This window comes from Alcaligenes sp. Me129 (genome assembly GCF_050487245.1).
Lineage (GTDB): Bacteria > Pseudomonadota > Gammaproteobacteria > Burkholderiales > Burkholderiaceae_B > Alcaligenes > Alcaligenes phenolicus.
In genome coordinates this window covers 188,143-200,349 of record NZ_JBKQGX010000004.1, presented here as the reverse complement: position 1 = coordinate 200,349, position 12,207 = coordinate 188,143, and the positions used below count along the sequence as shown (strand labels likewise).

Below are 12,207 nucleotides of genomic sequence, written 5' to 3'. Positions count from 1 at the left end.
TTATTCCCCCGCCTAAGCCGCAATGAGCGCTGTCACCCAGCGCCAGATACGGTCGAGGCCAATTGGAATCAAAACTAAGTACAGCGTGGCAAATGCCGCCACCTTGTGGCGGCTGGCCAGCACGGTGTCATATTCGAATCCTTGAACAATATGCCTGGCTTGAAGCCAGCGCACGACGGCTGGCCAGCGCCAAATAATGAGTAGTGCGGCCAGACATTGCGCAATTGCTCCAATGTCTCGTACTGACGATGTCCCCTCAAGAAGGCTCAGAAGTTTATGTTCCTGTCCGATAAACGACTGCGCTAGTGCGCCGAGCAGCCCAATGAGCAGGAGAAATCCGGCTAAACCGATGGCGAGCCATATCAGTGCTCGCCACAGCCAGCTACGTTTTCTGGTGAGAGAGACTTGTGTCATAGTCCAGGCACCCGTCCACCCACTGCTGGGGCAGGATCAACAGGGTTGCCACCCGGTACGTTCAGTGATTGTGTGTCAATGGCGGACTGGGTGTTGATGATCGACAATGCCGTCTGGGACGTCAGATCCTTGCGGATCCGAGCCTCATACATCAAGTCGTCAATGTAGCCACTTAAGCGATCGACCGAAGCCTGGGTGTTTTGGATGGCATCTCCTGCGGCCGTAACCTCCGGTAAGGTCAGGCCTGTCATCAACACGCTACGCGCCACCAATGCTTTATTGATCACCCGGTGCATCGCCATTTCCTGAGCAATGCGGTTCACAGCGATGCTGCGAGTGTCAGGCGGCATCGCCCGTAATGAGTCAAGCAACTGGGGAGACACGGCAAAGCCAGGAGCTGAAATTTCTGCGAGATCGGCATACGTGGCCGAGTTCGATGGGTTGGCCATTGCTTCTAGCTTAGGCTGGACGAAATCGACTTCAGCTTCGTATTTGGGGCCCAGGCCGCTGGAGGTCACGACCGTGGTTGGGGCGGGGCAGTGATGTTGCCCGCAGGTATAGACCTTCTGATCCCCCAGGACTTCGGTTGTCCATTGGGCAAGTTCTGCCGGCGATTTAAACGCACGAACCAGGCGAGAGTTTTTCTCGGCAGGTGAATTACTGTAGTCCGTGGTTTCCGATGCGGTGATTGGTTTGTTGAGGGTAGCGTTATAGCCTGCCACAGACAGATCTCGCACCGGCTCAATGGGTCGGCCTCCTACACCCCCGGCATTCTGGCCAAAGACCCATGGCACTCCAGCTTTGTTTGCCTCTTCGTTTTTCTCAATGTCGATTTTCGCCTGGTAAATATCACCTTGCGCAGAGGCCTTGATCTTCCAGCCTTCGCCTTTGGCCATCTTGATCCAATCTTCATAGGGGTTCTGGCCCGCTTTGACCATGGCCTCCATCTCTTCGCAGGATTTAAGGCTGGCCCCAAGCAGGAGATCCACTTTTTGCGAATAGTTTTGGAAAATCTGATACAGGCCTGGCTGCGCGCGTTGCAAGACGTATAAGGGGAGGGCAGCGATACCAGATTGAATCGCCCCAGTCACCGTCTGGCCCAGGTTGTTGAGGTTGTTCATGATGTTGGCCCAAGATAGGCCTATATCAAACTTGCCACATGAATAGTTCAGTCGAGCATTTCCTCCAAAGCCTAAGTTGTGTGCGACCTGGCCGCGATAATTGGCAGAGCCGCCAGGCGAGCCGCCTCCCATTCGGTAATACAGCGAAGAGCCGCGTACGGGTTGCGCGTAGGCGTCGGGCATTACGCTCATGGAGGTCAACGCAAGCGCCAGCATCATGGCGGCTGGTTTCAAGCGCAGTGTGAACGGGCGTTGTGGTTGTTGCATAGATATTCTCGTCCTTCGCTTAAGGGATGCTGTATAAAAACTCACCACGGATGCGGCAGCAGTCATAGTGGTTCCACATATTCCACATATAGCCATCGGCACCATCGGTCTTGTAATCGCCAAAGCTGGCCAGGCTCAGTGAGTCATCGGCCCCAAAGGTCATGCAGGAGCGCTGAGCGCTCGGGTAGATCATTTGCCAGGTAGTAGGCTTGGAGGTAGGGAAGTACTTGTAGCCACTGCCTGGTTGCAGACGCTTGTAAATGTGAGGCTGCGCCGATTGCGAGATAATGCTGCCCACACGTGTAGCCAACACTGCAGAGGCCTTGACTGGGTGTGACTGCACCAGCTCGCCATTGCGTGGGTAGATAGGGCCCCAGGTGGTGGAAAGTGGCGAGGTGCTTACTTCTCCTGTACCAGGCACCCATGATTGGGGGTAGAGCATCTCCAGTGGCCAGAATCCGCGCCAGCTCATGGCATCCATGTCAGACTGGAAGTGCAAATTGAATGCGGATGCGGAGCCGGGGCAGAACATCTCAGATAGCCCACCGGAGGCACCCAGGCGCTGAGCGATCTGGACCATGTCTCTGATTGGCCCGAGATCTGCACCCACCATATCGACGCCGGACAAGCCAATGACTTGGGTGCTGACGCTTCCACCAAAGACATTGCTCAAATTTCCGATCGATGAGCTCAGCTCGCCAAGTTTTGCCGGAAAAGCAGAGACGGAGGAAATGATGTCTGCTGGTGCATTGGCCATGGCTCGGGCTGCTTCAATAAACTCGTTGCCCAGTTGCTGAGGAACTTGCCTCCAAGACTGCGTGATACGAGGCAGTTCTGTACGAGTGAAGGCCAATAATTCGCTATAGCCCGGAAACTGGAATGAACTGCCAAAGCTGGGGATGTAGCCGCTGGCGATGCTGGCAATCAAGCCTGCCGGGTTGCCTATGGCATCCGCACTTTTATAGGTCGTCACCTCGGTGCCTTCGCGCTGTGTTCCTGCTGAGGCATCGATTGGGGCGCCGACTACGGCTGATCCCACTGATGAAATAGCTGTCGCCAATGGCTTACCAACCTCGGCCCAAGGATGGGCCAGAGGATCGTTGTAGGTGCTGATCACGACATCGGGCACATAATGGGCAACGCGAACTGAAGTCCTGATGAAGCAGCCAATGAGCGGAACGCAGACCAACCAAACGCAGATACCTTTGACCTGATAGGACGTGCAACTAGGTAGTGCTGCGACCGTGTTGGTGACGACGCCCGCCGTAGTTGTGGCGGCTGTTGCTGGAACAGGCCGCAGCGCGGTGGCCAGCACCAGCAAACTAATCGCCAGCATGTGCCTAAAGCGCAAAGTAGTGATTGACATGAGCGCCCCTTAATTCTGGCTGTCACGCCAGGCAATAAGCGCCTGGTCAACGTCGACATAGTCAAAGACCACATAGCGCTGGTTGATAACCACGGCCGGTAAGCGGTCAATCTGATAACGCTGTGCGCGTGCCAGGCCGTTAACGGCACTGGCGACCATGGGTTGGATCATTTGTCGTAAGCGGGCTTCATTGTTGGCAACCCATAGACGCGCTTCTGCTTCGTCTTGTGGCATACCTTCATTCATCTGAGCTTCAAGATTACTCATTGCATCCAAACGGTAGATGGACAAGGCATAGTGTGGTGAAGTGCTTGGTGTTACCGGCATGGCAGTGTTGGCAAACACCTCTACGGTCATGACGCCTGCGTACAGATCTTGGCCAGGCTGTTGCGCAGTCGCTGCTGTGACGACGGTACACAGTGCCGCCAGAACCGCGATGCAAGTCGTGAGACGAGAAACTCCCTTGCGAAGTGAGCGTATCTTGATCATGCGCGACTCCGCGCCAGCTCTTGTGCCACCATTTGAGCAGCCCCCATTTCGTTGATCCCATGCTTTTCCATCAGGCGACGTCGGTGTGCTTTCTCATGGCCCTCAGTCATGGCTAACGCAATGGGAAGAGCAGGAGGAACGTTGCGAAAGAGCATCTGGCCGGTCGCAGATATCAGAACCCCTTCCGTGTATTTCGGGGGCTCTTTTTGGGCGGATTCCATCATGGCTCGCTGCTCAAAGGTGAGCGAACGAAACCGCACCACTTCTTCAATCTCTGCTTTGTCCATGGTCAGCAGCATCCAGTACTCACACATCGAGAGCACGCGCTCCATGGAGTCGGGAAAGTCTTTGAGGTTTTGTGTGGCAAGCCAGAACCAGGTATTGAATTTGCGCCACATTTTGGTGCCCTTGGCTATCTTGGGGCCAAGCAGCTCATTGGTTGTGATCAAGTGGCCCTCGTCAGTGAGAAAGACCATCGGGCGACCAGAGTGTTGGTTCAGCTCGGCACGGGACTGTACTGAGTCGATGAGGCTTGTGTACGCAACTGCCAAGGCGTCTTCATATCCGTCTTGGGTGAGTGTACCCATTTCAACCAGAGTGACGTCAGCATCCGGCCAGTCCTGACCCTCGCGATTGAATAATTTGCCTCGCAATGCCTGGGTAAATGTCATCATGGACTGACCCATTTCTTCGGCGCGTGCACGCCGCGCCGGTGACATGGTCTGGTCTTTATTCATGTGCATCAGCTGCAGGGCCACATCTTGTGTCAACGGGTGCTTGGCTCCCCGTTCTTTGCAACTGATCGCGGCCATGATGATGGCGCGTGATACCAAGTACCGGTCGGCTCGACTCATCTGTGCGACTTCGTCGGCTTCACCGCCTGTGATCATCAGGATCGCGGCAATCAGCATCTCGCCAAGTAAGTCCCTTTTATCCAGCTCGTCGTCCTGCTCTTCGTCCTCTTCCCTGGCCTGGAACGTTTCATGAAAAGACACGTCGTCAGTCGATGGCTCATCATCTTGGCCAAGCAGGGCATTGAGCAGCTCGTCATCGGGCAGGCCTGCGTTGCTGCGTGCCTGCTGCTCGGCCGCCACGAAGCTCTCCATCACTTCACTATCATCTAGTAGCTGGTACGCATGGACGAACGGTGGCAAGGACACTTTTGCGCTACTGTTCAGTTCAACTTTGTAGGTCGATAGCCCCCTGTCTTTAAAAAAATCCACCAAAAGGCCGAAGGAGTTCCCGGCATCGACAATCACTAGCCGTGGCCGATGAATGGCCATCGTCATCATGGCGATGTAGTTCAAGGTTGCCGATTTACCGGCTCCGGTCGGTCCCAGCACCAACATATGTGCGTTCTTTTTACGATCGCGTTTGTTGAGCGGATCCACAAACAAGGGTTCCCCGCCGCGATTCCAGAACCACATGCCAGGGTGGGGTGTGCCACGGGCACGGCCATACAGCGGTAAGAGGCGCGCAATATGGGAGGCGAATGTCAGACGGGATCGACGAAGTACCTGGTTATCGAAAGCGGGGTCATAGTTAAACGGCAGCGCCCGCATGAATGTGTCCAGCGGGACCAGGTCATGCTGATTACTGATGAACTTCAGGCCCGATGGGATCAACAGCGCATTAATTGTGTTGATGTTGCTATCGAGTTCATCCGTGCTGGTGGCGGTCGCGTACAGGGTCACCATCATTGGAAAGAGGTGGTTGCCCCGAACTATCTCATTCAAAACGTTGGAGCACTCCCGGTAGGTTTCAATGGCCTGCGCCGTCTTAGCGCGTGAGGCATCCCGGATCCGCTCAATTTGTGACTCGACGATGTGCTGCGGTGCAATCGTGATGGAGATCGAGAGCATCGAGCCAGGAGGTAGACGGTCAAACCGTGCAAATCGCTCTTTACCGTTGGCCAGCTCCGCCGTGAAGTGTCCGATTTCTGGCTGTTTGCGCATATTTTGCAAAGTCAGCGCTTTGACCGGTACGCCATCAAACTCAAATAACCCCTGTTCCAGGTCCGAACGAGGCTCATTGATGCTCAATAGCTCTGACAAGTCCCATCCAAAAATGGGCGTATCCTCGTCGTTGGTCAACGGGGTGTCGCCGGGGTAGGGTAATTCACGCATCATTTGCGTGCCTGGCGCCCAAGGCAGATCACGGTTAAAAAACGGCAGTAGCCACTCATAGAGGTCTTTGCCGGTACAGCGGCGAACGGCCACACCGGCCTCGGAAAATGTGGCCATGATGGTGTTGGCCACAGACTCGATTTGCTGCACCGGCGTTTGTGGATCATCGGCTGCGCCGCCAAATCGACGATACAGGCAACAACGAACACGGCGGATTTGCCCGCGCCAGACTTGACCGGTGACAAGCGTATCGGTGAACAGGCCATTGGGTTGCGAGACATTCGACAGGTGCGAGCGCACTTCATCCAATACCGCCTGGGTAAACGGCGAGTTCAGGATCTCCTGGCCCAGACCATCGTCCTTGTGTTGCTCCAGGATATAGTCGGTAAAGGTGTCATTAAGATGATCCAGGTTACGGTCATCATTGACAAAAAACTGTGCGATCCACGGTGCGCCGTTGACCGATGGCATGGCTTGCAAGGCCTCCTGAATCTTCTGGGCGTGCTCATTCAGAATTTCGATAGGCATGGCCTCGGTCGCAATCGGAGAGAGCTCAAACAGTGCACCGAGCGTATTGCCATCACGCAACACGAAAATGCGCTCATCAGGGGCATAGCTGATATAGGGCAGCATGTCGGTAAACGACGGTGGCCGCAGGGCCATGCGTCGACGGTCTGCGACGGTCTGGCCAGGAGACGATGCCTTTGCGGTGACTTGAGGAGATCGAGGAGTGCGTTTGCTGCCTGGTTGCGCTCCACGTTGACGCGTGAATCCGAACAAGCTGGCCACATTAGCGATCATCTGCGCCTCCCTTTTTCTTGGCGCTGGATTTAGCTTCAAAGTAGTCACCTCGCCACTGCAGCAAATCTTGGGTGACTTCACCAGGTAGCGCATACTGCGTCTGGTCGTACATCGGGAAGACGGTTACGTAGCCTGGAACCGGATACTGGCCCTTGGCTAGGTGGGGGAACACCACCATTACCAGGTCAGGGTTGGGCAAACGAGCAAAGCGTTGATTCATGGGTTCAATGGCTGACCAATATCGCTGCGTCAACTCATCGCCCGCATTGATCGGTCTGGCTTGCGTGCGCTCGCGCATCCGCTCCTGTGGGGAAATACGCGACTGACGAGTCGCTTCGTTTCGATAATCAGTACCTCGGTAGACGTCCAGCACCGTTGGCGAGTCCTTGGTGACCTCATTGAGCGGGGATTCGCGATCCATCATGACGGTGCAACCGCTGAACATGGCGGTGGTGATTAGAGCCAGCGCCAGGCGTTGGGCAGTGTTATTCCAGACCATAATGTGCTCCACGAGAAAGCTGCTGCGTCCCTTGCTGGCGGTACACCAGCTTGCGGGCGTTGGGCATCTTGTCAATTTGCAGTTCTTTATCAAGGTGAATGACTATTTGCTTGCCAGCCGGGGTTACAACGGCGTCGAAACTATTCTTGAGGCGGGAGGTCATCCAGGCGACGATCTCATTGGTTGCGCCAGAGGCCGCTTGCCCCATGGCGTAGCCACTGCGTGAGCCGGTGATTTGAGAGGTGGTATTGCCCGTGCCCAGGTTGTTGGAGACGGTGCGCTGGGCATCGGAGTAAGCTTGTGCGGCGACATCCAGCCCCTTGAGCATAGCCAGGTCAGCCAAATAGGCCGGGGCATTGGTGACGAATTTGCCGGGAATGCAGGGGTTGCCGTGAACGTCGGAGATGTAGCCCAGGTCTTGGGTGCTGCCGCCACCATTGACGTTGGCATTACCGCCGCCTTTGGAGCGTTCAGAAATGGTGCGAACCGTGCCGTCATTAAAGACAAAGGTGACCGAACGCACTTTTCCTTCTGAGCACGACAGCGCCATATCGCCGATCGCGACGCCAGTGACGATCATCCCTTCAATGTCAGCCGGTAACTCAAAGCCATTGGCGGCCAGGTTGTCTCGTCCGACGATCGCCTTAAATTGCATTGGATCAGTCACACGTCCATCAATAGGCACCCGACCGATGAGGCTGGTCATAGAAACAGCGCCAACCAGTGTTGAGTTCTCGGGCACTGTGAAGTACGGAATCGGTTCAGGCTTGGCGGCTTGTGGTGCTGACCGTGTTTGTGAGGCGGTGGGCCTGGACACAGGGCCCATGGAGCTATTGGCATAGGCCTGATTACCACTGGTACGGATATAGCGCGTTATGGCTGGACCATCATTGCCATTGCGGCCACGTTCGGACTCCGTTATCGCGCTGTACCCCATTGGGGGCAATACACGGTACGGGCCGGATGAGGCAACAGTTGCCGTGGGCGCTTGTGTTCCCATGGGCGTTGATTGATGAGGCCGCAGCGGAGTCGTTCTAGCTTGGGCCGCTCGATTGGCAGCTTCCGTTTCAGAACGGGCAGGCGACATGCCCATTTGAAAGGCGCGTGAAAACGTGTCGACCGCCTCGGAGCCGCGCTGCAAGGTTAGGTTGACTGCGTTTTTGGCACCTGTCTCGTCGCCGGTTGGATCGATCGAGTCCGTACGGGGTCCGTCAAGATTGAGCGTGTCACGCTGCTCTTGTTCGATGCGACGTGAAACCGTCGCATTAGCACCGCCCATGCGCTTATTCTCAGCGATGAGTTGATTGTTCATTTCAATCACGCGTGCCACGTCACGCCGCAATTGTTCATTGCTGGCGGTGACGGTGCGCAAGGTTTCAGCGGCGTTGTCGTTGTCAGCTCCTTGCGCTGCGGGCAGCGTGGCACTTTCAGGTGTCGGAATGGAGGTCAGTACCGGGTCTTGAGAGGATCCTGAACCTGAAAACTGCTTGTATATCACCACGCTGACGATCAGGACGGCGACACCACCGAGGATGGGGATCAGTTTGTTGCTAGACGTGCTGCTCATACTGTTGTTCCTTTATTAGCGGCAGGCTTCAAATCGGCGCTGGCACACCAAATAAATGGCGGTGGTGTCCGTCTCGGAACCGGCTGAACCAATCCGCCCATGCTGCGCGGTTGCTGCAATCCATTGCCCGCGCACTTGCTCCAGGGGAATTTCCAAGGGGTGGTGTGATCGGTTCTTGATGAGGACGGCTGTCACATAGAGCTGGCCAGAACGCCACTGCCCGACGGGGGTTGATACAACATTGACGCCGCGTATTAGGTTGGTAATTGGCTCGGCAGTGACTTCGACCTGCTGTACACCTGAGAGTGGCGTGGCCAGCCGCTTGGGGGCATACAGCTGGCGTGCGGCGTAGCGAGTGAGCTGAACCATGTCTGTGGGGGCTGATTCCGCCATTTGCTGGCTCAATGTGTGTTCATTGGCCATGCTGGTTGCTTGAGCAGCTGCTTGGGAGGCGGGGCCATCACCATCGCTTTTTCCTGCACCAGGTGATGAGGAGGCCACGACAAAAACCTGCAGTTCACTACGAGCACTGGCTGTCGTGCTGTCGGCAAGCAGATCGAAGGGAATTTGCTGCCCGGAATCAATGAGTTCGGCAATGATTCGCACGGGTGTGAACTGCTGTAGCGCTGTGATGTACATCGTGCGATCAATGACTTCGATTCGGGCAATCTTGGACATATCCGAGGGCACATGCAGGGCGGCAGGCGCCGGCAAAGTGATCATGCGTTCAATACCCACGGGAAGCGGGGCGCGCACAGGCGCACGATCAAACACCGCTCGCTCGACTCCATGTGGCTTGTTCTGCGGTGGCTTGCGGATGGTTTTGCCTGTTTCGTCTTGGTTTTCCGTTGCCTGCTGAATCGCAGCATCTACGGTACTGAGCGGCATTGACTGGCCACTCACTCCATTGCTGCCAGAGTACTGATACTCAGTCTTCGATGATGGGGTGCCGAGATCGGGGATCTCTCCCAGGTCGGGCGGATTATTTCCAAGTGCAGTTGTAGTGGGGGCCACATTGGCAGGTGGGTTTGTGCTGCCAGGATCTGGAGCAATGAGATCAGCTGGCACGCTCTCCAAGTTTGGTCCCAAATCTCGCACTTGCGCCTGTGCGTATTGGGCCAGTCCCAAAAGAGCGCAGGCCAGAGCTGTTTTGCGAATGCTAAGAATGGCTTTCATGGATGACAATCTCACTCGCTTTGAGGTTGGACGGGTCGCACCTGGATAGGTGTCGGAGCCGGATCAGTTACATTGGTGGCCGGGTCGCTGACGGTGCCTGGCAGCGTCGCAGGGATGATCTCTGATTCAGAAGGCAGGTCAGGACTCTGATTGTTCTTTTGAACGGCGGCGACTTCGTCAGGGTTCAAGCGGGCTGGGCGGTTGTTGCCATAACAATCAATGGCCAGCTTCCACGGGTTTTTCTCGGGGTCGACGTCATATTTCACGACACGCATCGGATACCGGATGTAGATGTCTTTGATTTGCTGGCCACGAAATGTCTCTTGCAATTGCATGTCGAGCAGTACGGTCCAGGTATTGGTGCCGTGCGGAATGACCCGTCTTGGTGAGAACCCAAACCCTGGGATCTCGGTCATGGTGCGTGTGCGTGAACGCAGCTCTCCGGCTCTGTCCCTTGTGTTCATGTCGTTCTCTAACTGAGCTCGACAAGACGGGGTGATGTACGACTGAAAGTAGTAGATCTGCTTACCGTAGTCTTTGTACCCATCGGCCTGCCAGCGATTGACCTGTTGCCATATGTAGTAGGCAAAGCCATACACATTGACGTCAGGGACAGGCGACTGACCGTCGGTTACGGTGACAACGTCCCCACCTTGAATGTTGGGGTGCAGGTTGACGTCGATTCGGTGCGGTGTACGGGCAGCAAAGTACATCCCCACAGCTCCGAGCGCAGCGACAACTAAAACAAGTGCGCCCAGTCTTTTGTTTGTCGCCTGAACCGTGGCCAGGGCGTTTAAATATTTTGAACTCATACGTTGTTGCTCGCTTTATCCGCTATCGGTGTCACACCATGAGCAGCGCAAGAAGAGGGGATGGCCGTTTCGCCCGTAGAGACAGCTTTCTGACGGGACGGTTTAGGGTTGAACGAAGTGGACAAGCTAAAAGGCAAGGTCCGGCCCAAGCTCCAATACCCGTTGTGACGGATGAATTTGGCTTTCACCCACCCACGAGAGGCCATCCAGTGGTGCATAGCCTGGTTGTAATAGCCGTCAGGACGGTTGCGCTTGAGGCCAGCCAGGTATTTAGAGGCAAACCACAAAATGACTAATGGCCCAAATAGCATGATGGCCAGCAGTGTTTGCCAAAAGCCGGTTATGGCCAGCAGTACCAAGCCCACCAGCAGACACACCACCACGGAGATCAGACCGATGATTTGTGCTTCATCGACCGTCATACCGTTCAGAATGGCTGGCTGAACATTCACGCGATCGGTTATCGGCGTAGCGATGCCCTGGGTAACTTGCTCATCCAGCTGTTCAAGATGTGGGGCAGAGGGTTTGCGAGCCATAGCGACATTTCCCCTTTACCCGAGCGTGGCGATGGCATACGTTGCCATGGCAACGAGTGCAATGGCCAAGACGCCACCAGTAATCACGTACTCTTTCAGGTCACTGATATCAGCTTGACCACGGGTGTATTGGTTCCACTTTGTGATCGCACCCATTACTACTTTGAGGAAAAAGTAGCCAACAAAGATCATGGCCAAAATAGTGATGCCCTGTTTCCAGTACGCACCCATCGCACCAAGCCAATCGCCGTCAGCAACTTGAGCCCCGTCAATGCCAGATCCCGGTGTAGGCATCGTGGGCAAAGCTGCCATGGCAGGTGACGAAAGTAACGCTACAGCAGGGATCAAAGCGGCTTGCGTGAGGTGACGCTTGGCTTTTTGCCACCCTGCTCGGGGTTTGGCCAACAACGCTTTCAGAGCGGTCATAGATAAACTCCATATGGTTTGAGGATAAAAAAAACGTGTGAGCGTCAAACCAACACCCACAGGATTAAGGACAACAGCACAACTAATTTGACGCAGGCCCAGACCACCTCTTCTTGCTTGAGCTGGTTCTCCCGGTAGTTCTCTAGAGCGGTCATTACCAACCACGCAAAGAACAGAACCACAACTGCAACCGTTATGACCGTCAGCACGATCTTCATGGCGTTTGGGTCAACACCCGAGCCCGCTGCAAACGCCTCTCTTATGTTGGAACCCAGCTGTGCATTGTTCATGCCCATAAGGGGATCTCCTGAAGCTGCGTCATTGGCGGTAGTCGCCTCGCAGTGGCTCGACCGGGCGCGGCTGCATAGGGGCATTAAGGTGTTGTTGAATTCCCCGACGCATCACGTCTAGATCATTGATCAACCACTCATATCGAAAATTGACCCGTTGAGATGGAGGGGCATCACGAGAGGCTGCGGCCACCATCTGCTGCACGACGGCCAGCTCGTTTTCAATCCGTGCCAGACTTTCGCGCTCGCTATCGGCATCACCAGCCTGAACGGTGGCGCATGCGACGAGCATGAGCGCGGCTGCCCAGGCGCGATGA

Annotated in this window: 13 protein-coding genes; all 13 read right to left on the bottom strand. The window is 55.5% G+C overall.

From position 1 onward, the window contains the following. Nucleotides 1–12: 12 nt before the first annotated feature. Genes ACLPGZ_RS06390 through ACLPGZ_RS06330 form a run of 13 tightly spaced genes read right to left on the bottom strand, consistent with a single transcriptional unit; the run spans nt 13 to nt 12,182 of the window. A complete protein-coding gene (locus ACLPGZ_RS06390) occupies nt 13–414 on the bottom strand; it encodes a hypothetical protein (RefSeq protein WP_221079555.1) in 402 nt (133 codons plus the stop codon). Next, complete coding sequence (locus ACLPGZ_RS06385) at nt 411–1,802, bottom strand: integrating conjugative element protein (protein WP_003799934.1); 1,392 nt, start codon at nt 1,800–1,802, stop codon at nt 411–413. The genes ACLPGZ_RS06390 and ACLPGZ_RS06385 overlap by 4 nt, the downstream gene beginning before the upstream one ends. Nucleotides 1,803–1,821: 19 nt before the next feature. Further along, nucleotides 1,822–3,168: a TraU family protein gene (locus ACLPGZ_RS06380; protein WP_259672492.1), complete on the bottom strand. Its 1,347-nt coding sequence runs from the start codon at nt 3,166–3,168 to the stop codon at nt 1,822–1,824. A 9-nt stretch (nt 3,169–3,177) separates the two neighbouring features. Further along, nucleotides 3,178–3,657, bottom strand: coding sequence for a DUF1525 domain-containing protein (locus tag ACLPGZ_RS06375; RefSeq protein ID WP_221079556.1), 480 nt, complete (start codon nt 3,655–3,657; stop codon nt 3,178–3,180). Then, entirely contained in the window at nt 3,654–6,584 is a 2,931-nt protein-coding gene (locus ACLPGZ_RS06370; RefSeq protein ID WP_221079557.1) for a conjugative transfer ATPase, read from the bottom strand. The genes ACLPGZ_RS06375 and ACLPGZ_RS06370 overlap by 4 nt, the downstream gene beginning before the upstream one ends. Then, complete coding sequence (locus ACLPGZ_RS06365) at nt 6,574–7,083, bottom strand: TIGR03751 family conjugal transfer lipoprotein (RefSeq protein ID WP_221079558.1); 510 nt, start codon at nt 7,081–7,083, stop codon at nt 6,574–6,576. Before ACLPGZ_RS06365 ends, ACLPGZ_RS06370 begins: the two co-directional genes overlap by 11 nt. Beyond that, a complete protein-coding gene (locus ACLPGZ_RS06360; RefSeq protein WP_221079559.1) occupies nt 7,070–8,650 on the bottom strand; it encodes a TIGR03752 family integrating conjugative element protein in 1,581 nt (526 codons plus the stop codon). Before ACLPGZ_RS06360 ends, ACLPGZ_RS06365 begins: the two co-directional genes overlap by 14 nt. A gap of 15 nt (nt 8,651–8,665) precedes the next feature. Continuing rightward, nucleotides 8,666–9,826, bottom strand: coding sequence for a TIGR03749 family integrating conjugative element protein (locus tag ACLPGZ_RS06355; RefSeq protein WP_221079560.1), 1,161 nt, complete (start codon nt 9,824–9,826; stop codon nt 8,666–8,668). 11 nt (nt 9,827–9,837) lie between these two features. Then, nucleotides 9,838–10,638, bottom strand: coding sequence for a PFL_4703 family integrating conjugative element protein (locus ACLPGZ_RS06350; protein ID WP_221079561.1), 801 nt, complete (start codon nt 10,636–10,638; stop codon nt 9,838–9,840). Next, complete coding sequence (locus ACLPGZ_RS06345; RefSeq protein ID WP_221079562.1) at nt 10,635–11,174, bottom strand: TIGR03750 family conjugal transfer protein; 540 nt, start codon at nt 11,172–11,174, stop codon at nt 10,635–10,637. The genes ACLPGZ_RS06350 and ACLPGZ_RS06345 overlap by 4 nt, the downstream gene beginning before the upstream one ends. A 15-nt stretch (nt 11,175–11,189) precedes the next feature. Continuing rightward, nucleotides 11,190–11,600: a DUF2976 domain-containing protein gene (locus tag ACLPGZ_RS06340; RefSeq protein WP_221079563.1), complete on the bottom strand. Its 411-nt coding sequence runs from the start codon at nt 11,598–11,600 to the stop codon at nt 11,190–11,192. 44 nt (nt 11,601–11,644) lie between these two features. Continuing rightward, nucleotides 11,645–11,896, bottom strand: a complete 252-nt coding sequence (locus ACLPGZ_RS06335) for a TIGR03758 family integrating conjugative element protein (protein WP_221079564.1) — start codon at nt 11,894–11,896, stop codon at nt 11,645–11,647. Between the two features lie 22 nt (nt 11,897–11,918). Next, nucleotides 11,919–12,182: an integrative conjugative element protein, RAQPRD family gene (locus tag ACLPGZ_RS06330; RefSeq protein ID WP_131071821.1), complete on the bottom strand. Its 264-nt coding sequence runs from the start codon at nt 12,180–12,182 to the stop codon at nt 11,919–11,921. Nucleotides 12,183–12,207 lie beyond the last annotated feature (25 nt).